At 72.3% G+C, this 23,582-nt stretch carries 19 protein-coding genes and 2 rRNA genes (1 of these 21 only partly in view); 16 read left to right on the top strand and 5 right to left on the bottom strand.

Annotation, left to right across the window (positions count from 1 at the left end):
* Nucleotides 1–19: 19 nt before the first annotated feature.
* Nucleotides 20–901, bottom strand: a complete 882-nt coding sequence (locus ACWCHM_RS11420) for a LysR family transcriptional regulator ArgP (RefSeq protein ID WP_454222381.1) — start codon at nucleotides 899–901, stop codon at nucleotides 20–22.
* Nucleotides 902–970: 69 nt separating this feature from the next.
* Between ACWCHM_RS11420 and ACWCHM_RS11415 the strand changes: the two genes are divergently transcribed.
* The 16 genes from ACWCHM_RS11415 to ACWCHM_RS11340 all read left to right on the top strand — a co-directional run bounded on the left by ACWCHM_RS11415 (nucleotide 971) and on the right by ACWCHM_RS11340 (nucleotide 20,227).
* Complete coding sequence (locus tag ACWCHM_RS11415) at nucleotides 971–1,564, top strand: LysE/ArgO family amino acid transporter (RefSeq protein ID WP_454222379.1); 594 nt, start codon at nucleotides 971–973, stop codon at nucleotides 1,562–1,564.
* An 82-nt stretch (nucleotides 1,565–1,646) separates the two neighbouring features.
* On the top strand, nucleotides 1,647–3,020 hold the full coding sequence (locus ACWCHM_RS11410; protein ID WP_454222378.1) for a M23 family metallopeptidase: 1,374 nt from the start codon (nucleotides 1,647–1,649) through the stop codon (nucleotides 3,018–3,020).
* Nucleotides 3,021–3,485: 465 nt separating this feature from the next.
* Entirely contained in the window at nucleotides 3,486–4,895 is a 1,410-nt protein-coding gene (locus ACWCHM_RS11405; RefSeq protein ID WP_454222377.1) for an RCC1 domain-containing protein, read from the top strand.
* A 465-nt stretch (nucleotides 4,896–5,360) separates the two neighbouring features.
* Nucleotides 5,361–6,686 (top strand): DegT/DnrJ/EryC1/StrS family aminotransferase, encoded by a 1,326-nt coding sequence (locus tag ACWCHM_RS11400; protein WP_454222375.1) that lies wholly within the window; start codon nucleotides 5,361–5,363, stop codon nucleotides 6,684–6,686.
* Entirely contained in the window at nucleotides 6,683–7,855 is a 1,173-nt protein-coding gene (locus ACWCHM_RS11395) for an MFS transporter (protein ID WP_454222374.1), read from the top strand. Before ACWCHM_RS11400 ends, ACWCHM_RS11395 begins: the two co-directional genes overlap by 4 nt.
* On the top strand, nucleotides 7,852–8,808 hold the full coding sequence (locus ACWCHM_RS11390) for a sulfotransferase (RefSeq protein WP_454222373.1): 957 nt from the start codon (nucleotides 7,852–7,854) through the stop codon (nucleotides 8,806–8,808). The genes ACWCHM_RS11395 and ACWCHM_RS11390 overlap by 4 nt, the downstream gene beginning before the upstream one ends.
* A 5-nt stretch (nucleotides 8,809–8,813) precedes the next feature.
* Nucleotides 8,814–9,641: an SDR family NAD(P)-dependent oxidoreductase gene (locus tag ACWCHM_RS11385; RefSeq protein ID WP_088647635.1), complete on the top strand. Its 828-nt coding sequence runs from the start codon at nucleotides 8,814–8,816 to the stop codon at nucleotides 9,639–9,641.
* 77 nt (nucleotides 9,642–9,718) lie between these two features.
* Entirely contained in the window at nucleotides 9,719–10,558 is an 840-nt protein-coding gene (locus ACWCHM_RS11380; protein ID WP_281897350.1) for a class I SAM-dependent methyltransferase, read from the top strand.
* Between the two features lie 37 nt (nucleotides 10,559–10,595).
* A complete protein-coding gene (locus ACWCHM_RS11375) occupies nucleotides 10,596–11,471 on the top strand; it encodes a family 3 encapsulin nanocompartment shell protein (RefSeq protein WP_204959696.1) in 876 nt (291 codons plus the stop codon).
* A gap of 11 nt (nucleotides 11,472–11,482) precedes the next feature.
* On the top strand, nucleotides 11,483–12,784 hold the full coding sequence (locus tag ACWCHM_RS11370; protein ID WP_204959695.1) for an NAD(P)/FAD-dependent oxidoreductase: 1,302 nt from the start codon (nucleotides 11,483–11,485) through the stop codon (nucleotides 12,782–12,784).
* Nucleotides 12,781–13,479: an aspartate/glutamate racemase family protein gene (locus ACWCHM_RS11365; RefSeq protein WP_281897345.1), complete on the top strand. Its 699-nt coding sequence runs from the start codon at nucleotides 12,781–12,783 to the stop codon at nucleotides 13,477–13,479. Before ACWCHM_RS11370 ends, ACWCHM_RS11365 begins: the two co-directional genes overlap by 4 nt.
* A gap of 279 nt (nucleotides 13,480–13,758) precedes the next feature.
* Complete coding sequence (lanKC, locus tag ACWCHM_RS11360) at nucleotides 13,759–16,347, top strand: class III lanthionine synthetase LanKC (protein WP_454222372.1); 2,589 nt, start codon at nucleotides 13,759–13,761, stop codon at nucleotides 16,345–16,347.
* 69 nt (nucleotides 16,348–16,416) lie between these two features.
* Complete coding sequence (locus ACWCHM_RS11355; protein ID WP_088647629.1) at nucleotides 16,417–16,536, top strand: SapB/AmfS family lanthipeptide; 120 nt, start codon at nucleotides 16,417–16,419, stop codon at nucleotides 16,534–16,536.
* Nucleotides 16,537–16,603: 67 nt separating this feature from the next.
* Nucleotides 16,604–16,723, top strand: a complete 120-nt coding sequence (locus tag ACWCHM_RS11350; protein ID WP_067312693.1) for a SapB/AmfS family lanthipeptide — start codon at nucleotides 16,604–16,606, stop codon at nucleotides 16,721–16,723.
* Between the two features lie 70 nt (nucleotides 16,724–16,793).
* Nucleotides 16,794–18,461, top strand: a complete 1,668-nt coding sequence (locus ACWCHM_RS11345) for an ABC transporter ATP-binding protein (RefSeq protein ID WP_454222370.1) — start codon at nucleotides 16,794–16,796, stop codon at nucleotides 18,459–18,461.
* Nucleotides 18,458–20,227: an ATP-binding cassette domain-containing protein gene (locus ACWCHM_RS11340; protein WP_454222369.1), complete on the top strand. Its 1,770-nt coding sequence runs from the start codon at nucleotides 18,458–18,460 to the stop codon at nucleotides 20,225–20,227. Before ACWCHM_RS11345 ends, ACWCHM_RS11340 begins: the two co-directional genes overlap by 4 nt.
* A gap of 51 nt (nucleotides 20,228–20,278) precedes the next feature.
* On the opposite strand, the gene ACWCHM_RS11335 is transcribed toward ACWCHM_RS11340, so the two are convergent.
* The 4 genes from ACWCHM_RS11335 to ACWCHM_RS11320 all read right to left on the bottom strand — a co-directional run.
* On the bottom strand, nucleotides 20,279–20,977 hold the full coding sequence (locus ACWCHM_RS11335) for a LuxR C-terminal-related transcriptional regulator (protein WP_454222367.1): 699 nt from the start codon (nucleotides 20,975–20,977) through the stop codon (nucleotides 20,279–20,281).
* Between the two features lie 110 nt (nucleotides 20,978–21,087).
* Complete coding sequence (locus tag ACWCHM_RS11330) at nucleotides 21,088–21,678, bottom strand: helix-turn-helix transcriptional regulator (RefSeq protein WP_204959689.1); 591 nt, start codon at nucleotides 21,676–21,678, stop codon at nucleotides 21,088–21,090.
* Between the two features lie 289 nt (nucleotides 21,679–21,967).
* A 5S ribosomal RNA gene (gene rrf / locus ACWCHM_RS11325) occupies nucleotides 21,968–22,084 on the bottom strand.
* A gap of 94 nt (nucleotides 22,085–22,178) precedes the next feature.
* A 23S ribosomal RNA gene (locus tag ACWCHM_RS11320) occupies nucleotides 22,179–23,582 on the bottom strand; it runs 1,707 nt beyond the window's last position.

The raw sequence follows: 23,582 nt of genomic DNA, 5'->3' as shown, positions 1-23,582 counted from the left end.
CGCTGTGGGGCGGCACGGGTCAGCGCAGCGCGGTGCCGGCGGCGGCCCGGACCGCCGCCGTCAAGGCCGCCAGCGCCGTCGACTCCAGTCGCCAGTACTGCCAGTACAGCGGCACGTCGAGGTGCCGGCCGGCGGCCAGTTCGACGAGGCGTCCGGTGGCCAGTTCGGGGCGGGCGACGGCCTCGGGGAGCAGGCCCCAGCCGAGACCGAGCCGGACCGCCTCGGTGAAGGCGGCCGTCCCGGGCACGAAGTGTGTCGGCGGGTCGACGTCGCGGCGGGTGAGCGTACGGGCGAAGCGGTGTTGCAGGGTGTCCTTGCGGTCGAAGCGGATCATGGTCGCGGTCGGGAACGCGGCGGCCGGGTCGCGGTCGGCGAAGCTCGCGGCGTGCAGGGCGGGGGTGGCGACGGCGAGGTAGCGCATCGCGCCGAGGCGCAAGACCCGGCAGCCCTGCACGGCGACGCGTTCGGTGGTGACCGCCGCCATCACGGTGCCGTCGCGCAGCAGCCGGGCGGTGTGCCCCTCGTCGTCGGTGTGCAGGTCGACCAGGACGTCGGGCACGACGGTCAGGGCCGGCAGGAACCAGCCGGCGAGGGAGTCGGCGTTGACCACGACGGCGACCCGGGTGCGGGTGCCGTCGCCCAGGGTGCCGCGCGCGGCGTCGAGGGCCTCCTGTTCCAGCAGCGCCACCTGTCCGCCGAGGCGGACCAGCGGGGCACCGGCGGCGGTCGGCACGGCCGGCCGGGTACGGCGGACGAGCACCTGCCCGACGGCCTGTTCGAGGGCCTTGATGCGTTGGCTGACCGCCGACGGGGTGACGTTCATCGCCCGCGCGGCGGCGTCGAAGCTGCCGTGGGTGACGACGGCCTGGAACGTCGCCAACTGGACCGGGTCGAGTGGCATAAGCGATTCTAACGGTCCTGAAGAATCTTTAGCTGGAGTGCAGGAGGCCGCCGTCCTAGCGTGGCCGTCATGGGTTCCGTGCTCGCCGGTTTCGGCTTCTCCCTCGCGTTGATCGTCGCCATCGGGGCGCAGAACGCCTTCGTGCTGCGCCAGGGTTTGCGCCGGGAGCACGTACTGCCGGTGGTGGCGGTCTGCGTGGCCGCCGACGCCACCCTGATGACCGCCGGCATCGCCGGCCTGGGGGCGGCGCTGACCGCGACGCCGGCCGTCCTGGTCGCCGTCCGCTGGGGCGGCGTCGCGTTCCTGCTCGGGTACGCGCTGCTGGCCGCCCGCCGCGCCCTGCGCCCCACCGCCCTCAGCCCGGTCGACCGTCCCCCGGCCACGTTGCGGGCGACGCTGCTGGCCTGCCTGGCGTTCACGTTCCTCAACCCGCACGTCTACCTCGACACGGTGGTGCTGCTCGGCACCGTCGCCCACCAGGACCCGAACCGGTGGGCGTTCGGGGCCGGCGCGGCGGCGGCGAGCCTGGCCTGGTTCACCGGGTTGGGCCTCGGCGCGCGCCGGTTGGGGCCGCTGCTCGCCCGTCCGGTGGCGTGGCGGGTCATCGACGCGACGATCGCCGTGATCATGGTGGCGGTCGCCGTCTCGGTCGCCACCGGCTGAGCGGCGTGGGCCCTCCGGCCGGGTGCGGAACCGTATGATCGACATCCTTCAACCCTTTGCTCCACTTTGGAGGAAACCGCGCATGACGGGTCCACTCACCCGACTCCTCGCCTGCGCCCGGCTGACGCTCGCGACCGCCGGCGTCGCGGTGCTCGCGCTCGCGGGTGCCGCCGCCGTCGTGGCCACCCCGGCCCGGGCCGCCGGCCCCCGGCCGAACTTCCAGATGCCGGTGCCCTGCGGCGAGACCTGGCGGATGGCCACCTACTACGGTCACGACGACTACGACATCGACCTGACCTTCACCGGCGGGGCCAGCAACGGCCGTCCGGTCCTCGCCTCCTACAGCGGCACCGTCTCGTTCGCCGGCTGGGGCAGCGGTGGCGGCTGGTACGTGGTCATCGAGCACGGTGGCGGGTGGCGGACGCTCTACCTGCACATGATCGAGACCCCGATGGTCGCCGCCGGACAGTGGGTGTCGACCGGCCAGCAGCTCGGCCGGGTCGGCAGCACCGGCAACTCCACCGGCCCGCACCTGCACTACGAGCAGGTACGCGACGGCGTCAAGACCGAGGCGTACTTCAACGGGGTCCCGTCCGGCATCACCTCCGACGGCAGCCCGTCGACCGGCCCGCTCTACGTCTCCGGCCCCACCTCGCCGGCCCGGAACATGACCAGCCAGAACTGCGGCCAGGCCGCCAACCGCCAGGTGTACGAGTCGGGCAGCCACAGCGGCTGGCAGATGCTGCCGGTCAACAGCATCACCGGATCGGCCACCGCGGCCATGGTCATGGGCGGCAACAAGCTGCTCTACACGGTCAACAACGGCCTGGTGTACGAGGCCTCCAGCGACACCGGCTGGCGCAACCTGTGGACCGGCATCTCCGGCGTCAGCAACAACGCCCTCGCCGTGATCAACGTGGACGGCGTCAAGTACATCTACACCGTGGTCGGCGGCTGGGTGCACGAGGCGTCCAGCGCCAACGGCTGGAAGAACCTGAACACCGGCATCTCCGGGGTCAGCCCCGACGCCCTGGCCGCCATCAACCACAACGGCGTGAAGATCATCTACACCGTGGTCGGGGGCCTGGTGCACGAGGCGGCCAGCAACAACGGCTGGCGCAACCTGTGGACCGGCATCTCCGGCGTCAGCAACAACGCCCTCGCCGTGATCAGCATGGACGGCGTCAAGTACATCTACACGGTCGTGGGCGGCTGGGTGCACGAGGCGAACAGCATCAACGGCTGGCGCAACCTCAACTCCGGCATCTCCGGGGTCAGCCCCGACGCCCTGGCCGCGATCAGCTTCAACGGCGTGAAGATCATCTACACCGTGATCAGCGGAATGGTGCACGAGGCGGCCAGCAACAACGGGTGGCGCAACCTGAACTCCAATGTCCGCGGCACCGCCGTCTCGGCGACCACCATCAGCGGCGTGAAGGTCCTCTACACCGTCTGACGGTCACCTGTTTCCGAACGCCCCGGCCGATCACCCCGCACGCACGGCGGCCGGTGGCTGCCGCCGGCCGGACAGGCCGAGCCACCCGGCGGCGCAGCCACCGCCCGCCCCGCCGGGCACCACGGCAGTACGCCCATTCGTGCCCCGGGCCGCCACCCCGACGGCGACACCGAAGAATGGTGAGCAGATTACTCATTCGATACGCCTATTTTCTGATCATTCGGCAGCGGTATATATTTCCGCTGAACCCGCCCGGAAATCTACCGACGACAAGGTGAACGGCGATCACGTTCCCGCACCCCGACGACGCTTTCCCCGAGGGTCATTCAGTTCCCGTAAACGGCGAAGCCCCGCCCCCACCTGACGGCCCCTCCTGATCAGGTCGGCGCAAGTCCATACGACCCCCGGAGGGAGAGAAGAATGAGCGGCCGGCCATCCGAGGGGTCGTCACACCCCACCGTCGCCATGACGACGGTCCACTGCCGACGATCGGCCCTCGCCGCCGGGGTCGCGGTACTCGCGATGGTGGCGGCGATCGGTGACGCGTCCGCCGCACACGCCGACGGCGTACCCGGCGAACGTGCCGTCACCGCCACGGTGCCGGCCACCGCCGGAACGGGGCGGTCACCGGCGAAACTCGGTGCCGTGACCGCCGTCGGCGCCGGTGAGAGCCACAGCCTCGCGCTGCGCTCGGACGGCACCGTCGTCGCCTGGGGCGGAAACCAGTCCGGGCAGTTGGGTGACGGCACCACCGTCGACCGCACCACCCCGGTGCGGGTGTGCGCGGTGGGACAGGTCGCTCCCTGCACCAGTTTCCTCACCGGCGTGATCGCCATCGCCGCCGGCAGCAATCACAACCTCGCCCTGCTCAGAGACCGCACCGTCGTCGCCTGGGGCGAGAACTGGGGGGATCTCGGTGACGGCACCCGCAACAACCACCCCACCCCGGTACGGGTGTGCGCGGTGGGGCAGGTCGCACCCTGCACCAGATTCCTGACCGGGGTGAGGTCCATCGCCGCCGGCGGGTTCCACAGTCTGGCGGTGCTGGACGACACCGCCGCCGTCGCCTGGGGCTACAACTCCTTCGGCGAGCTCGGCGACGGCACCATCTACACCCGCCTCACTCCCGTACGGGTCTGCGCGGTGGGGCAGGTCGCACCGTGCACGACGTTCCTCAGCGGAGTCAGGTCCATCGCCGGCGGCTGGGTCCACACCGTGGCGGTGGCCGACAACGCGCTGGCCCTCGCCTGGGGCTGGAACCAGCTCGGGCAGCTGGGTGACGGCACCACCGTCGACCGCGCCACTCCGGTGCGGGTGTGTGCGGTGGGACAGGTCGCCCCCTGCACCCGCTTCCTCTACGCGGCGAGATCGGTGGCTGCCGGCGGCGTCGACAGCATGGCGTTGTTGGGTGACGGCGGCCCCGTCACCTGGGGCGACAACTTCATAGGTCAGCTCGGCGACGGCACGTTCACCGGCCGACCCGTCCCGGGGCAGGTGTGCGCGGTGGGACAGACCGCCCCCTGCGAACGGTTCCTGTACGGAATCCGCGACATCGCCGCCGGCCCGGCCCACAGCATGGCGCAGCTGAGTAGCGGTGGCGTCCTGGCCTGGGGCGACAACGTCACAGGTCAGCTCGGCGACGGCACGTTCACCGGCCGACCCGTCCCGGGGCAGGTGTGCGCGGTGGGACAGACCGCCCCCTGCCAACGGTTCCTGTACGGAATCCGCGACATCGCCGCCGGCGGCTTCCACAGCCTGGCGCTGCAGCCTGACTACACCGTGGTCGCCTGGGGTTCCAACGGCCAGGGCCAACTCGGGGACGGCGGCACCGAGCCCAGTCCCACCCCGGTCCAGGTTCTCGCACCCCAGAGTTAGCGGGAGGCGGGGTCCGGGCGCGACGGCCGGGCCCCGGCCGCAGGAGCCGACCCGTCCTCCGGCTCGGGGCGGGACACCCGTGCGGCGCAGTCACGGCTCCGAGCCGCGCCGCCCACACGCACGGTAGGAGGCCGCGCCCCGGCCGGCAGCGTATAACGGCAGGCCGGGACGATCCGACCCGGCGGAATGCCCGACATTCGCCATTCGCAGTGGTCACTGTGTGCCACCACGGTCATCGCCGACTGACCTCAACGGGTGTTAAGTCGACGCTCATTCCCGGCACATGGTTGACGGCCCGCACCCCGAGGGCAATCATGTTGTTCACCGGATTCCCGGCCCGCAAAAATGTCGGATCTGGTAGTTGTTCCGGCTTTTCGACGCGGTTGCCCGCGAGGCGGATGCCCCGTGCGCAATTCCCTGTCGAACCAGTCGGGAAAACTGCCGCAGGCAGTCAGGAGCACACCGGTGAACGGGAACGACGAAGATCCCGCGCCGACCCGGCCCCGGCCGGCGTCGAACGGCGCTGAGCTGCATGAACGGCTTGCCCTGCACGGTGGCGCACCGATCCGCCGCACCCCCTGGCCCACCTACGACAAAGGCGCTGTGCACGTCTGCTCCGACGACGAGGAAGCGGCGATGCGCGCTATCCGCAGCCACCTCTATTTCCGCTACGACCACCGCAACGAGTCGGAAACAGAGTGCGGGCAGTTCGAGGCGGAACTGTGCCGCTATTTCGGTACCCGGCACGCCCTCGCCGTATCCAGTGGCACCGCCGCGCTCGCCCTGGCGATCATGGGTGCCGCCGTTCCGCCCGGCTCATTGGTGGCCTGCCCGGGATTCACTTTCGTCGCCACCCCGAGCGCCATCGTGCTGGCCGGGTGCCGACCATTCCTGGTCGAGGTGGACGACGACCTGCGGATGGACCTCGACGACCTGCGCCGCCGCTGGCGACCGGAGATCAAGGCGATCCTCGTGGTGCACATGCGCGGTTTCGCCGCCGATGTCGCCGCGCTGGCCGCCTTCGCCGCCGAGATGGGCGTACCGCTGATCGAGGACGCGGTGCCCGCGCTCGGCGCCGAACTGCACGGCCGCAAGCTCGGCACGTTCGGCGTGGCCGGGGCGTTCAGCACCCAGTCCGACAAGGCGCTCAACTGCGGTGAGGGCGGCTTCCTGGTCACCGACGACAGCACCCTGTTCGGCCGGGCGGTGGCGCTGTCCGGGGCGTACGAGGGGCGGCTGCGGCGGCACTTCCCCGGCACCGAGCCACCCGTCGACGGGTTGGACCTGCCCCTGCTCAGCCTGCGGATGGATGAGATCCGGGCCGCCCTGCTGCGCGCCGAGCTGACCCGGCTGCCGCAGCGACTGGCCCTGTTCCACCGCAACTACGCCCAGGTCAGCGGCGCACTGGCCGACCTGCCGGCGATCGCGGTCCGCAACCCGGTCGCGCCCGGGGCGTACCTCGGTGAGGCGTTCGTGTTCCGGGTGCCCGGCGGGGACGCCGGCTGGTTCGCCCGCGCGCTGCGCGCCGAGGGCATCGACGCCCGCAACATCGGCGCGGACGACGACCTCAACGTGCGCGCCTTCTGGAACTGGCGGTTCATGTACGACGACCGCGACCCGGCCCGGATCCGGGCCGCCCTGCCGCGCACCGCCCGGCTGCTCGCCGAGACGGTCGACGTGCCACTGTCGTCCAGCCTGACCCCCGACGACTGCGACCAGTTGATCCGCGCGGTCCGCAAGGTGGCCGCCGCGGCACCGGCGGCGGTCGGGGTGGAGTCGGTGCGGGCATGACCACCGCCCCGACCCGGGACACCAGCGTCCCCCGGCTGGCGATGGTGGGCATCTTCGGTGGTCTGTTCGCCGGCTACCTGGGGCTCACCGCGGTCATCCCGGTGCTCCCGGCGTTCCTGCGCGACCGGCACGACGCCGGGGACTTCACCGTCGGCCTGGTGGTCACCGTGACGGCGGTGACCGCGCTGCTGGTCCGCCCGGTCGCCGGCGCGCTGGCCGACCGGTACGGCCACCGCACGGTGATGCTCGCCGGGGCCTTGGTCGTCGCCGCCGGGGGCCTGCTCTACCTGCTGCCGTTGGGCGTGCCCGCGCTGGTCGCCGTACGGCTGCTGCTCGGTGCCGGTGAGGCCGCCCTGTTCACCGCCGGCGCGGTGTGGACGGTCGCGCTCGCCCCGCACCACCGGCGCGGCCAGCTCATCGGCCTGTACGGGGTGAGCATGTGGGGCGGCATCTCCGCCGGCACGTTCCTCGGGGCGACCCTGCAACAGGTCTCCTTCACCGCGGTGTGGGTGCTCAGCGCCGCCGCGCCGCTGCTCGCCGCCGGACTGGTCGCCGTGGTGCCGGCGCCACCCCGGACCGCCCCGACGGGCGGTGGCGGCGGCCTGCTGCTGCGCCCGGCGCTGCTGCCCGGGATCGCGCTGACCTTCGGGGCCGCCGGTTACGCCGGGCTCGCCGCGTTCGTGGTGCTGCACCTCGACGCCCGCGACATCGGGCACGGGGTGGTGGTGCTGAGCTGTTTCAGCGCCGTCTACGCCGGCACCCGGCTGGTCATCGGGCACCTGCCCGACCGGCTCGGCCCACGCCGGGTGGCGGCCTGGTGCGGGGTCGGTGAGGCGGTCGGGCTGGCCGTCGTCGCGGTCGCCCCGAACCTGCCGGTCGCGGTGGCCGGCAGCGTGGTCATGGGGGTCGGCTTCTCGCTGCTGCACCCGTCGCTGGCGCTGATGGTGATGAACCGGACCGACCCGGCCCGGCAGGGCGCGGCGATCGGCGCGTACACCTCGTTCTGGGATCTGGGGCTCGCGGTGTGGGGGCCGGTCACCGGCCTGGTCGCCGCCGGCTTCGGCTACCCGGCGGTCTTCACCGTCGGCGCGGCCTGCGCGCTGATCGCGGCGGCCCTGGCGGTACGCATCGGCCGCCCCACCACACCCACGGAGGTACGCCCCGGATGAGCGAGCCGTTGACCGTCCTGTGCATCACCGGCTGGTGCCGCAACGGCAGCACCATCATCGGCAACGTCCTCAACGAGGTGCCCGGCTTCTTCCACGTCGGTGAGCTGCACTTCCTGTGGAAGAACGCCACCGGCCGGGGGGTCAACGACAGGTGCGGCTGCGGCGAGGCGTTGACCGGCTGCCCGATCTGGTCGACGGTGCTGCCGATCGGCCGCCCCGACGGGACGTCCCCGGACGCGCACGCCGCGACGGTGATCCGGCGGCAGTGGTCCCGGGTGCGTACCCGGCACACCTGGCGGGTGCTGCGCCGCGGCCTGTACGACGACGAGATCCGCGCGCACGCCGACCTGATGGGCCGGGTCTACCACGGCATCGCCGACCGGACCGGCGCACGGGTGATCGTGGACACCACGAAGATCCCCGGCGAGGCCGCGCTGCTGGCACACCTGCCCGGCGTCCGGCCGTACTACGTGCACCTGGTCCGCGACCCCCGGGCGGTGGCGCACTCGTGGCGGGAGCCGAAACAGTACGTCTATGCGATGTCCGCCGCCCGCAGCACCGGCTACTGGCACGGCTTCAACCGGGCCGCCGCCGCGATCACCCGTCGGTACCCGGACCGGTCGATGTTCCTGCGCTACGAGCAGTTCACCGCCGACCCGGCCGGCACCGTCGACGCGTTGCTGCGGCGCTGTGCCGCCGACCCGGCCGGCAACCCGGTGCAGGGCCGCACCGTGCACCTGCACACCAACCACACGGTCACCGGCAACCCGGACCGGTTCCGCACCGGGCCGACGCTCATCCGGGACTCCGACGACGGCTGGCGGCGCACCCTGTCCCCCGGCCGGCGGTGGGCCGCGACGGCGCTGGCCTGGCCGCTGTTCGGCCGGTACGGCTACCGCTCCCCCGGCCCCGCCCCGGCGACGGTCGGCAGCACATCGGACAACGGGAGGTAACGGGCGTGGATCTCGGGCTGAAGGGGCGGGTGGCCCTGGTCGCGGGTGGCACCAGCGGCATCGGGTTGGCCTGCGCGAAGGAGTTCGCCGCCGAGGGCGCCCAGGTGGCGATCTGCGGACGCGACCCGCACCGGCTGGCCGCCGCGCAACGGGAGGTGGCGCAGGTGGCGACCGGTCGGGTCAGCGCCACCAGCGTCGACCTCACCGACCCCGACGCGGCCCGCGACTGGGTCGACGCGGTCGCCGCCGACCTGGGCGGGGTGCACGTGCTGGTGGCCGGCGGCGGCAGCCCGCCGGTCGGGACCGCCAGCGGTTTCGCCGTCGACGACTACCGGGCCGCCGTGGACCGGGTGCTGCTGCCGGCGGTGGCGCTGGCCACCGCCGCGCTGCCGCACCTGCGGGCCGCCGGCTGGGGACGGCTGCTGTTCGTCGCCTCCGAGACCGCCTGTGTGCCGATCGGGCCGCTGGTGCTCTCCGGGGTGACCCGGGCGGCGCTGGTCCGCTTCGCCCAGGGCCTCGCCGTCGACGTGGGCCGCGACGGCATCACCGTCAACGTGCTCGCCCCGGGCGGGGTGCGGACCCCGCCGATGGAACGGGCCGCCGCCCGGCTCGCCACCGACGGTGACGTGGAGGCCCGGCTGGCGGCGATGGGCCACCACAGCGCGGTGGGCCGGCTGGCCCGGCCGGACGAGGTGGCCGCGGTGGCCGCCTTCCTGGCCAGCGAGCGGGCCTCCTTCGTCACCGCCGGGGTGCACCTGATCGACGGCGGGGCCGCCGCGACCGGCCCGGAGCTGCCCCACCTGACCGGCGTCGGCCGGAACACCTACGCCTGACCACCGCCCTCCCCGACCACCGCCTGCCCGGCTCCGGCCGGCCCGACGCCCCGACCCGCGCACGAAGGAGTGCCCGCATGTCCACGACCAGCCAGTTCACCGAACGGGACGTCTCCGAGTTCTTCGACCAGACCACCCAGACGTACCTCAGCTTCTGGGACAGCGAGGGGGTGCTGCACACCGGCTACTTCGCCGACGCCGACGACACCGACTACCCGGCGGCGGCCGACCGGACGTCGGACATCCTCGCCGCCGAGGCCGGCATCGACGCGTCCTCGACGGTGCTGGACGTCGGCTGCGGCTGCGGCAACTTCCTGCTGCGGCTGGCCGGGCGCACCGGCTGCCGGGGTGAGGGGCTGGACCTGAGCATCGAACGGGTCCGCTTCGCCCAGACCAAACTGACCGAACGCGGGGGTGGCCTGCCGGTCGCCTTCCGGCACGGCTCGGCCACCGCCATGCCGTACGCCGACGGCAGCTTCACCCACGTGGTCAGCCAGGACGCGCTGTTCCTGGTGCCGGACAAGGCGCGCAGCCACGCGGAGATGTTCCGGGTGCTCACCCCCGGCGGAACGTTGGCCGTCACCGACTTCCTGCAACCCGTCGCCGAGGTCGGCGAGGCGGCCCGCCGGCACGTCTACGACCGGGTGCGGTGGAGCAGCGGCTACTCCCTCGACGGCTACCGGGAGGCGTTGACGGCGGCCGGGTTCGAGGTGACCGTCGCCCGCAGCCTCGACAGCCACATCCGGCAGACGTACCGGGTGCTCGGGGAGACCGCCCGGCAGCGGGCCGCCGGGAGCGACGACGAGGCGGCCCGGCGGTGGATCCTCGGCTTCGCCGCCTCCTGCGACGAGATCCAGGCGGCGATCGACCGGGGCGAGTTCGGCTGGGGCATGTTCGTCGCCCGCAAGCCGGCCTGACCGACCCGCGTACCAGCTTCAGACCAGGAGGGCAGTCATGCAGCGCACCGACGCCGTCAAGCGGACGATCGCCGAGGTCGTCGCCGAACGCAGGACCCAGATGTCGCCCGGCGGGTTGTTCGTCGAAGCGTTCGCCAAGGACGGTTTCGACACCGGCGTCGACTACGACGTCACCATCACCGACTCGCTGACCAGCTCCCGACGCAAGCCCCGCTACCCGTCGCGGAACATGCTCAAGGTGGTCGACCTGTCCCGGGAGCCGCAGGAGTTCTACTGGCACGAGAGCCCACCGCGCCCCGGCGACCCGGTGGTGGACGGTGCGGACCTGCGCCGGGAGGCCGCCAACCACTTCCACCGCTCCCCCATCCCGGAACTGCTGACCACCCGGGCCTGGGTGCAGGTGCCCGACGAACTGTGGGCCGACCCGGTGGGTTTCGCCCAGTTCATCGACTACCGCCTGGTGGTGCGGCTGGCCACCGCCGAGAACCACACCATCCTGCGCGGCGAGGGCGGGTTGCTGAACATGCCGCAGCTCGGCCGGCTCACCGACCCCGCGCCGTTCGCGTCGACCATCCTGGCCGCCTGCAACGAGGTGGAGCAGATGGGCAGCACCGCCGACGGCCTGATCATCAACCCGGCCGACTACTACCGGCTGCTCGGCGAGGGACACCTGCTGCGCGACGTGGAGGACAACGGCGTCTTCATCGTCCGGACCCGGCTGGTCGACCCGGGCACCGCGATCGTCGGCGACTTCGGCCACGGCGCGGTGCTGTTCGACGCCGGCCGGTCGACCATCCGGTTCGCCGAGCCGCCGCCGGGCACCTTCGCCGAACCGGGGCGGGCGCTGTGCGCCGAGATCTGGGAACGGGTCGTGGTCAACCTGCCCACCTGCTTCTTCGTCGTCACCCTGTAGCGGGGGCCGGGATGGCGACGACGCCCGCGCCGCACGACGTACCCGCACGGTCCGATCCCGACGTCCTGGTCGTCGGCGCGGGCGTGGCCGGGCTGTTCTGCGCCTGGTTCCTGCGCCGGGCCGGGCTGAGTGTGACCGTGGTGGACCGGGGTGAGGTCGGCGACCCGGCCGCCTGTTCGTCGGGCAACACCGGTTTCGTCGGCACCCAGGGGGCCGCCCCGCTGGCCGAGCCGGGGGTGCCGGCGAAGGGGCTGCGCTGGCTGCTGCACCCGGACAGCCCGTTCCACGTCCGGCCCCGGCTCGACCGGGAGCTGCTGACCTGGTTGTGGCACTTCCGCCGCAACTGCACGCAGCGGCAGGCCCGCGCCGGCTTCGAGGTGCTGCTCGACCTCAAGCAGCGCAGCCTGGCCATCCTGCGGGAGGTCTGCGCACACGACGAGCTGGCCGGCACCCTCACCGCCCGCGGCATGCTGCTGGCCTGCCGTACGCCGCAGGGGTACGCGCAGGCGCGGGCGTCGCTGCCGGCGGCGGTGGCCCGGGGGGTGCCGCTGCGCACCGTGGACCGGGCGGAGCTGGCCCGGCTGCAACCGGGCGTCGAGTTCGCCGTCGCCGGGGCGCTGCTCAACGAGGAGGGTGCCGCGCTGCGCATCCCGGCGTTCCTGGTCGCGTTCGCCCGGCTGTTGCGGGCCGCCGGGGTGGAGATCCTCACCGACACCGAGGTACGCGGCTTCGACACCGTCGACCGCCGGGTCCGCGCCGTGCGCACCAGCCGGGGCGACCTGCGCCCCGGTGAGGTGGTGCTCGCCGCCGGGGTGTGGTCGGTGGCGTGCGCCAGGCAGTTGGGCGTCGGCCTGCTGCTGCAACCCGCCAAGGGGTACGCGGTGACCGTCGACGCCGGCCCGGCCACCCCCACCCTGCCGGTTCTGCTCAGTGAGGGGAAGGTGGCCGTCATGCCGTTGGGCGACCGGATACGGCTGGCCGGGACGCTGGAGCTGACCGGCCTGGACACCAGCGTCTCCCCACGTCGGGTGGACGGCATCCGGCGCACCGTGCGGTCGTACCTGCCGGGGTGCGACACCGGGGGCCGGGTGCAGGTGTGGAGCGGGCTGCGGCCGTGCACCCCGGACAGCCTGCCGTTGATCGGCCGGCTCGGGTCGTACCGCAACGTCAGCGTCGCGACCGGGCACGGGCACATCGGGATGGGGCTCGCCCCGGCCGGCGGGCGGCTGCTCGCCCAGCTCGTCACGGGGGCGACGCCGGACGTGCCCCTGGCGACGTTCGCGGTGGACCGGCACCGGCGGGGGCACCGGTGAGCGCCCCGGCGATCGGGGTGCTCTGCCTGCAGACCAGCTTCGACAAGATCCCCGGCCACATCCGCAACCCGGCGACGTTCGACTTCCCGGTGGTGTACCGGGTCGTCGAGGGGGCCACCCCGCAACGGCTGGTCCGCGAGGCCGATCCGACCCTGCTCACGCCGTTCGTCACGGCCGCCCGGGACCTGCAGGGCGCCGGGGTCGCCGCGATCACCGGGGCGTGCGGTTTCCTGGTGCTGTTCCAGGCGGAGCTGGCCGCCGCCGTGGACGTGCCGTTGCACTCGTCGAGCCTGCTCCAGCTGCCGATGGTGCACCGGATGCTCGGTCCGGCCCGGACGGTCGGGGTGTTGACCGCCGACGCGGCGGCGCTGACCCGGCGGCACCTGGCCGCGGTCGGCGCGCAGGACGTGCCGATCCGGGTGGCCGGGATGGCCGACGCGCCGGAGTTCCGTGAGGTGATGCTGGAGGGCCGGCGCGACGCCCTCGACGTCGACCGGTTGGCCGCCGAGGTGGTGGCCCGGGCGGACGCCCTGGCCGGCCCGGACCTGGGGGCGGTGGTCATCGAGTGCACCGACCTGGTGCCGTTCGCGCACCTGATCCAGGCCCGGCTCGGGGTGCCGGTCTACGACATCGTCACCCTGACCACGATGGTGCACGCCGGCCTGGCCCGGCACCCGTACGCCGACCGCCGGTAGGTCGCGTTTCCCGTTCCGCCGGTCGGCCGGGTCCACCACGGACCCGGCCGACCGGCGGTTCTGTCATGGCTTCCCACAGGTGGCCCGGCGGTCGCGCGGGCCGGGGCCGACGTCCGGGCCGATCCGCAGGTGATGCCGTATTCGCGATTTCAAACTCCGCCATTGTCACGAGTTTCCGGCCGGAATCTCACCGTCGGGTGATGACGCATCGCACTGTGCGCGACGGCTAACCGATCGCAGGATTGACCTCAACCGATCAGGGGATGGGAGGCAGCCGAGATGGACGACCGATACGACGCGTACTGCGCGGTCGACCCGCTCTTCTACGACTCGTTGTCCAGCGCGAGCGCCACCGCCACCGGCATCGGCTACGCCACCGACCGCCCGCAGCCCGCCGGCTGGGAGTGCGAGGTCAAGGACGACTGGCTGATCCACGCCCCGGTCGGCGGCACGCTGCCCGCCCAGGGCTGGAAGATCCACGTCTCGGCCCGACTGGACAACGCCGAACGGGTGCTCACCCAGGTGATGGACTACTGCCAGCCGCGCGGCATCCCGTTCAAGCACCTGCGCGGCCCCCGGATGCTGCTGATGCGCAACAGCAAGTACGCCCGCCGGGGCGGCAGCGGCAAGTTCGTCACCGTCTACCCCCGTGACGACGCCGAACTGGAACTGACCGCCAAGGAGTTGGCGGCGCTGCTCGACGGCGAGCAGGGCCCCTACATCCTCAGCGACCTGCGCTACGGCGACGGCCCGGTCTACCTGCGCTACGGCGGTTTCGCCGCCCGCTACTGCCTGTCGCCCGAGGGTCAGGTGGTGCCGGCCATCGCCGATGCCACCGGGACCCTGGTGCCCGACCGCCGCGACCCGGTGTTCCACCTGCCCGACTGGGTGACCCTGCCCGACTTCCTCGCCCCGCACCTGGCCGCCCGCAACGCCGCCAGCACCACCGAACTGCCCTACCGGATCGAGAAGGTCATCCACTTCTCCAACGGCGGCGGCCTGTACGAGGCCCGGGACACCCGGACCGACACCCGGGTGGTGCTGAAGGAGGCCCGCCCGTACGCCGGCCTGGACGCCACCGGTGCGGACGCGGTGACCCGGCTGCACCGGGAGGCCAGCGTGCTGCGCCAACTCGCCGACGTCCCGCACCTGGTGCGGGTGCACGACGAGTTCAGCTTCGGCGGGCACGAGTTCCTGGCGCTGGAGTTCGTCGACGGCCGCCCGCTCAACCAGGTGGTCGTGCAGCGCTACCCGCTGGTGCACCCGGACGCCGACCGCGCCGACTACACCCGCTGGGCGCTGGACGTGCACCGGCAGGTCGCCGAGGCGGTCGAGGCCATCCACGCGCACGGCATCGTCTACGGCGACCTGCACATGTTCAACATCATGGTCGGCGACGACGGCACGGTCACCCTGATCGACTTCGAGGTCGCCGCGCCGGCCGCCGAGGCCGGCCGCCCGGCGCTGCGCAACCAGGCGTTCGCCGCGCCCCGCGACCGGGTCGGCCCCGACGTCGACCGGTACGCCCTGGCCTGCCTGCGACTCGCCCTGTTCCTGCCGCTGACCGCGATGCTGCGGTTGGCCCCGCAGAAGGCGGCGCACCTGGCCGACGTGGTGGCCGAGCACTTCCCGGTCGACCGGGCGGTGCTCGACGAGACCGTCGCGGTCATCGTCGGCGACCCACCGGCCGCCGTCCCGCCCGGCACGGCGACCCCGACCGCACACCGGCCGGACCCGGACCTGGTGCGGGTCGACCCGGACGACTGGCCCGGCCTGCGTGACCGGCTGGTCCGGGCGATCACCGCCAGCGCCACGCCGCACCGCGACGACCGGCTCTTCCCCGGCGACATCAGGCAGTTCAGCGGCAACGACGGCGGGCTGAACCTCGCCCACGGCGCGGCCGGGGTGCTCTGGGCGCTGCACGCCACCGGCGTCCCCGTCGACCCCGACCACGTCCGCTGGCTGATCGACCGGGTCCGGCAACCCGCCTCCGGCAGCCGCCTCGGCTTCTTCGACGGGCTGCACGGGGTGGCGTACGTACTGGACCTGCTCGACCACCGCGACGAGGCCCGCCGGCTGCTCGACCGCTGCCTCGACGAACCGTGGACGGAACTCGGCAACGACCTGGTGGGCGGCCTGCCCGGCATCGCGCTGAACCTGACCCACTTCGCCACGCTGACCGGCGAGGACCGCTACGAGGCCGCCGCCCGACGGGCCGTCGACCTGGTCGTCGACCGGCTCGGCGACGTCGACTCGGTGGCCGAGGTCAGCGGCGGCCGGCACCCGTACGCCGGGCTGCTGCGCGGCGGGGCCGGCGCGGCCCTGATGCTGCTGGACCGACACGAACGGGAACCCGACGAGCGGCTGCTCGACCACGCCGCCATCGCGCTGCGGCAGGACCTGCGCCGGTGCGTACGCCGCGACGACGGGCACCTGGAGGTCAACGAGGGCTGGCGGACCATGCCGTACCTCGCGGAGGGCAGCGTCGGGGTGGGGCTGGTGCTCGACAGGTACCTGCGCCACCGGCCCGACGAGGCACTGCGCGAGCAGGCCGACGCGATCCGCCGCTGCGCCGACTTCCCGTTCTATGCCCAGTCCGGGCTGTTCGCCGGACGCGCCGGCATCGTGGCCTACCTGGCCGGCCGGGGCGAGTACGACGTGGCCCGTACCCAGGCCCGCCTGCTGGGTTGGCACGCCCTGCCGTACGCCGGGGGCACCGCCTTCCCCGGCGACCAGCTGCTGCGGCTCTCCATGGACCTGGCCACCGGCACCGCCGGCGTGCTGGCCGCCGTGGCCGCCAGCCGACCCACCGATCCGGTCCGGCTACCGCTGCTGGCGTCGACCGGCGACCCCACCCCGGCCGGCTGACGGCCCACCCGCTCCCCGGGGGTCACCCCGGGGCAACCCGACCCGACGACTGTGGAAAGGAGGAAAGACATGGCCCTGCTCGACCTTCAGGGGATGGAGCTGCCGGCCGCCGAGCGTACCGGCGGCGGTAGCCGGGCGAGTCTGCTGCTCTGCGGCGACAGCTCGCTGAGCGTCACCACCTGCAACTGAACCGACGGTCGTCACCGACCAGGTTCAACCATCAGGCACCTCCACATCGACAGAAAGAGGTAAGACCATGGCTCTGCTCGACCTCCAGGCGATGGAACTGCCGGCCACCGAGCGCACCGGCGGCGGCAGCCAGGCCAGCCTCCTGCTCTGCGGCGACAGCTCGCTGAGCGTCACCACCTGCAACTGATCGACCGGTATCGCATGGCCCCGGACCGGCACCTGCCGGTCCGGGGCCGCGCGGCGTGGGAGGGGACGCGATGACACCGACCGACCGGCTCCTGCTGCGGGCCGTCCGGGCGGCCGGCTGGTGGACCCCGACGCTGGCCGTGGTCACCGTGGCCGGCACGGCCGCCGAACTGGCCCTACCGGCCGTGCTGGGCCGGGCCGTCGACGCCGCCGTCGGCACCGCGCCGAAGGACTCCCCGGACCGCTGGCTGGCCGCCGTCGTCGGGCTGATCGCCCTGCTGGTCGTCGTCGGCGTCGTGCGTGACTACGGCACCGGCGCGGCCACTGCCCGGTCGGTGGCCCACCTGCGGCACACCCTGGTCCGGCACCTGTTCGCCCTCGCCCCGCAGACCGCCGCCCGACGCCCGGTGGGTGACCTCGCCGGCCGCGTGGTGGGGCAGGTCGCCGACGCCGGTCAGGCCGCCCCGACGCTGGTCACGGCCGCGACCGTGGCGCTGCCGCCGGTGGGCAGCCTGGTGGCGCTCACCCTGATCGATCCGTGGCTCGGCGTCACCTTCGTCACCGGGCTGCTCCTGCTCGGCCTGCTGCTGCGCGGTTTCGTCGCCGACGCCTCCGCCGCCGTCGCCGGCTACCAGCAGGCCCAGGGCGACCTCGCCGGCCGGCTGGTGGAGGCCCTGGCCGGGGCGCGCACCATCGCCGCCGCCGGCACCGGCGAACGGGAGGTCGACCGGGTGCTGACCCCCCTGCCCGCGCTGCACCGGCACGGGGCGCGGACCTGGACGGTGCTCGCCGGCGCGGCGACCCGGGGCGCGGTGCTCAACCCGCTGCTCCAGGTCGCGATCGTCGCCGTCGGTGGGTTGTCGCTGACCGCCGGTCGGTTGACCCCCGGGGAGCTACTGGCCGCCATCCAGTACGCCGCCCTCGGCGCGGGTCTCGGCACCGTGGTCGCCGCCCTCAACACCGCCGTGCGGGTACGGGCCGGCTGCCGCCGGGCCGCCGACGTGCTCACCGAACCCGCCCGCCCGTACGGCGACCGGCCCCTGGCGTCCGGGCCGGGCACCCTGGAACTGCGCGGCGTCACCGTCCGCGACGCCGACGGCCGGGCCCTGCTCGACCGGGTGGACCTGCGGGTGCCGGGCGGCACGCTGCTGGCCGTCGTCGGCGCCTCCGGTGCGGGCAAGTCCCTGCTCGCCGCCGTCGCCGGCCGGCTGCGCGACCCGGACGACGGGGTGGTGCTCCTGGACGGGGTGCCGCTGCCGGAGCTGACCCCGGCCGCCCTGCACGCCGCGATCGGCTACGGGTTCGAACGTCCGGTGCTGGTCGGCGACACGGTCGGTGCCGCCGTCGGGGCCGGTGCGGACCCGGTGCCGCTGGCCCGCGCCGCCGCCATCCACGACTTCGTCGAACGGCTGCCCGACCGGTACGCCACCTCGCTGGCCGAGGTCGCCATGTCCGGCGGTGAACGGCAACGGCTCGGGCTGGCCCGTGCGTTGCGCGCCGAACGGCTGCTGATCCTCGACGACGCCACGTCCAGCCTGGACACCGCCACCGAGTACCAGGTGACCCGGGCGCTGACCGGGCCGGGTGACCGGCGTACCCGGATGGTGGTCAGCCACCGGCTCGGCATGGCCGCCCGGGCGGACCTGGTCGCGTGGGTGGCCGACGGGCGGATACGTGCCGTCGGCCCGCACCGGGCGTTGTGGGCCGACCCCGACTACCGGGAGGTGTTCCGGTCGTGACCACTGTCGTCGGCGTGACCCGGGCCGCGCTGCGGGACCGGCGGGCGCAGCTGTGGCGGTTGGCCGGCTGGTCGGCCGCCGAGGTGCTGCCGGCCGCCCTGTCCGGGCTGTTCACCGCGCGGGCCGTGGACAGCGGCTTCCTGGACGGGCGGCCGGGCGTCGGACTGGCCTGGCTGGCCCTGCTGGGGTTGGCGGTGCTGGTCGGCGCGGCCGGCACCAACCGGTCGTACGCGCTGCTCGGGGCGGTGGTGGAGCCGTTCCGCGACGACCTGCTGCGCCGGGTGGTCCGCGGTGCGGTGGCCGGCGCGGCCGGCGGACGGGCCGACGATGCGGCGGTGGCCCGGCTCACCCACCAGGTGGAACTGGTCCGGGACACCTACGCCGGCCTGCTGATGGTGGTACGGGGCTTCCTGTTCGCCCTCGGCGCCGCGGTGCTCGGCCTGTTCTCGCTGGCCGTGCCGGTGGCGCTGCTGGTCGCGGTGCCGGTGCTGGCCGGTCTCGGACTGTTCGCCGTGGCGCTGCCGGTGATGGTGGCCCGGCAGCGGGAGTACGTGCTGGCCGACGAACAGCTCGGCCGGGCCGTGGTGACCGCGGTGAGCGGCCACCGCGACGTCACCGCCAGCGGGGCCCGCGACCAGGTCACCGGGTGGGTCGGCGGGTCCGTCGACGCGCAGGCCCGGGTGGAGCGACGACTGGCCACCATGGCGGCGACCCGCAGCCTCAGTCTGGCGCTGGGCGGTTGGCTGCCGGTGCCGGTGCTGCTGCTGGCCGCGCCGTGGCTGGTCCGTCAGGGGCTGGGGCCGGGCGCGCTGCTGGGCGCGCTCGTCTATGTCACGCGGGGGGTGCAGCCGGCCCTGCACAGCCTGGTGCAGGGGGTCGCCGCCGGTGGTCTCCGGTTCGCCGTCACCCTGGACCGGCTGCTGCGTACCGCCGCGCCGGCCGACACCGGCCCGGCCGGGTCGCTGCTGCCCCGTCCCACGCCGCAGCACACCGGGGCGGCGTTGTCGCTGCGCGGGGTCACCTTCCGGTACGGCCCGCACGCCGACCCGGTGCTCGACGGCCTCGACCTCGACGTGCCCGTCGGGGACCACCTGGTGATCGTCGGGGCCAGCGGGATCGGCAAGTCGACCCTGGCGGGGCTGATCGCCGGGGTGCTGCACCCGCAGGCGGGCACCGTGCACGTCGGGGGGTCGCCGGTGACCGGGGCGACGCCCGGTGAACTGGCCGGGCGGCGCGTGCTCATCCCCCAGGAGGCGTACGTCTTCACCGGCTCGCTCCGCGACAACCTCGGCTATCTGGCCCCCGGCGTCGCCGACGACGTGGTGGACCGGGCGGCGGCCCGGCTGGGGTTGACCGGACTGCTGACCCGGCTCGGCGGGTACGACGCGCCGCTGCGCCCGACGGACCTGTCGGCCGGGGAACGGCAGCAGGTGGCGTTGCTGCGGGCGTGGCTCTCCCCCGCTCCGCTGGCCATCCTCGACGAGGCGACCTGTCACCTGGATCCGGCCACCGAGGCCCGGCTGGAGACGGCTTTCGCCGCCCGGCCCGGCACGCTGGTGGTGATCGCCCACCGGGTCAGTTCGGCGCTGCGGGCGCGGCGGGTCCTGCTGCTCGACGGGCGGACCGCACTGCTGGACACCCACCAGGGGCTGTTGGAGCGTTCACCGGCCTACCGTGCGCTGGTCGGCTACGGCGAGACCGAACCGTCGGACGCCGCCACCTGCTGGACGGCATCGGACGGGACGTCGGCGGCGGCCCGGACGTAGGTGTCACCGGCCGGGTGCCGGTGCCGGACATGGTGTCGGGGCCGGTGCCGGTCACAGCCAGCCGGAGTCGCGGGCGATCCGCACCGCCTCCCAGCGGGTCCGCGCGCCGGTCTTCGCCATGATCCGCGACAGGTGGTTGCGTACCGTGCCGGCCGACAGCACCAGCCGTTCGGCGATCTCCTGGACGGGATGCCCCTCGGCGACCACGTCGAGCACTTCCCGCTCCCGGTTGGTCAACGGGCTGTCGGCGACCTCAAGGGCCGCGACCACCAGGTCGGGGTCGAGCACGACCCGTCCCTCGGCGAGCTGACGTACCCCGTCGACGATCCGGCCGGGTGGCACGTCGCGGCTGAGGAAGCCGATCCGGTGGCCGTGCTCGGCGAGCACCGGCCCGAGTCGGCCGGCCCGGCGCTGTTCGACGAGGACCAGCAGGGCACCCACGGGTACGGTGATCGGTTCCGTCGGCGGACGGGGACCCGGGACGGTGGCGGTGGACTCGTCACCGGCGGCCGGGGTGTCGTCGACGACGGATTCCGGGACGCCCAGGGTGGCCAGCCGGACCAGTTCCGTCACGGTCAACATGTCGAATTCGACCACTGCCACGTCGGGGCGTTCGGCCCGGACCGCCGCCCGCAGCTGGTGCGGGCTGTCCACCTCGCCCACGATCTCGATGTCGTGTTCGGCGGCGAGCAGTTGGGCGAGGGCGCCCCGGAGCAGCCCGCCCTGGAGGGCGAGCAGTGTGCGAACCATAAGCGACTCCCGAGATCACACCCGTGTTGACAAAATGTATGCGTCCGATGACGCACGGTTCGGAATCTTATTCAATCCGTAACTGGTCCGACACCCCTTCTCACGGGTGGTCAGATCCAGCCGGCGTCCTGGGCCCGCTGGACCGCTTCCCACCGGTTGCGGGCCCCGGTCTTGCGGAGCACGGTGGACAGGTGGTTGCGGACGGTGCCCGGCGCCAGGTGCAGATGACCGGCGATCTCCTTGGTCGACATGCCCCGGGCGGCAGCGGCCGTCACCTCACGTTCCCGGTCGTTGAGGGGGTTGACGGCGGCGTCCAACGCGGCCAGGGCGGTCACCGGGTCGATCATCCGCTGTCCCTCGGCGATGAGCCGAAGCTGGTCCAGGAGTTCCTGGGGCGGGACGTCCTTGGCGATGATCCCCCGGGCCCGCGCCCCGAGGGCACGGCGCAGCGCCCGGGCGGTCCGCCGGGAGGTCAGCACCACCACCGCACATTCCGGCAGCCGGGCATGCCACCGTCCGGCGAGTACGGCCGGATCCTCGATCGCGTCGAGGTCGACCAGGACGACGTTGGGACGTCGGGTGACGACTCCGTCCGTCAGGTGGTGGTCGGGATCGCTCTCCCCGGCCAATTCGAACCCGGGGGCGGCGGCCAGGATCGCCGCGAGGGCGGTACGCAATAGTCCCGGAGGCCCCACCACCACGACACGGATCGTCGGTTCATCGCTTTCTGCCGCCCGGCCCGGACCCGACGATGACTGTTTCCCGTTCGTCAGTTCGTCCATCCGTCATATTTTCCCAAATGCAGCCCGAACCAGGCGTGACTGTCGGAATGACGACCCGTTTCCGGACGGCGGGAAAATGGCCGAAATGCATCAGCCGACGGCAGGGGTGAATCGGGACCTGCCGGACGTCCGACAGGTCGCGGGTGAATGGGTGCGGACAGCAGTCGAGGCCGGCCCCATGAACGGGGCCGGCCTCGACCGAAAGATTGTCCGGCGGTGTCCTACTCTCCCACACCCTCCCGAGTGCAGTACCATCGGCGCTGGAGGGCTTAGCTTCCGGGTTCGGAATGTAACCGGGCGTTTCCCCTCCGCCATGACCGCCGTAACACTATGAACATATCAAACAACACACACACCCACACACGTGGGGGGTTGTTCGGTGTTTGTTCAGAGTTGCACAGTGGACGCGTAGCATATTCGTAGTCAAGTCCTCGGCCTATTAGTACCGGTCAACTCAACCCGTTACCGAGCTTACATTTCCGGCCTATCAACCCAGTCGTCTAGCTGGGGGCCTTACCCCACCAAAGGTGGGTGGGATACCTCATCTTGAAGCAGGCTTCCCGCTTAGATGCTTTCAGCGGTTATCCCTTCCGAACGTAGCTAACCAGCCGTGCCCCTGGCGGGACAACTGGCACACCAGAGGTTCGTCCGTCCCGGTCCTCTCGTACTAGGGACAGCCCTTCTCAAGTATCCTACGCGCACGGCGGATAGGGACCGAACTGTCTCACGACGTTCTAAACCCAGCTCGCGTACCGCTTTAATGGGCGAACAGCCCAACCCTTGGGACCTGCTACAGCCCCAGGATGCGACGAGCCGACATCGAGGTGCCAAACCATCCCGTCGATATGGACTCTTGGGGAAGATCAGCCTGTTATCCCCGGGGTACCTTTTATCCGTTGAGCGACACCGCTTCCACACGCAAGTGCCGGATCACTAGTCCCGACTTTCGTCCCTGCTCGACCTGTCAGTCTCACAGTCAAGCCCCCTTGTGCACTTGCACTCAACACCTGATTGCCAACCAGGCTGAGGGAACCTTTGGGCGCCTCCGTTACCCTTTAGGAGGCAACCGCCCCAGTTAAACTACCCACCAGACACTGTCCCTGAACCGGATAACGGTCCGAAGTTAGATACCCGAATCAACCAGAGTGGTATTTCAAGATTGCCTCCACCCATACTGGCGTACAGGTTTCACCGGCTCCCACCTATCCTACACAAGCCCATTCAGATACCAATGTCAAGCTATAGTAAAGGTCCCGGGGTCTTTCCGTCCTGCCGCGCGTAACGAGCATCTTTACTCGTACTGCAATTTCGCCGGGCCTGTGGTTGAGACAGTGGGGAAGTCGTTACGCCATTCGTGCAGGTCGGAACTTACCCGACAAGGAATTTCGCTACCTTAGGATGGTTATAGTTACCACCGCCGTTTACTGGCGCTTAAGTTCTCCGCTTCGCCCCCGAAAGAGCTAACAGGTCCCCTTAACGTTCCAGCACCGGGCAGGCGTCAGTCCATATACATCGAATTACTTCTTCGCATGGACCTGTGTTTTTAGTAAACAGTCGCTTCCCCCTGCTCTCTGCGGCCATACAACGCTCCACCCGCACGGGGCTTCACGTCTCCGGCCCCCCTTCTCCCTAAGTTACGGGGGCAATTTGCCGAGTTCCTTAACCACAGTTCGCCCGATCGCCTCGGTATTCTCTACCTGACCACCTGTGTCGGTTTGGGGTACGGGCCGCTCGAAACTCGCTAGAGGCTTTTCTCGGCAGCATAGGATCACTGACTTCACCTGAATCGGCTCGGCATCACGTCTCAGCCTCAATGCACCGCG

The organism is Micromonospora sp. SCSIO 07396 (assembly GCF_053667945.1).
This window is presented reverse-complemented; position numbering and strand designations above follow the sequence as displayed.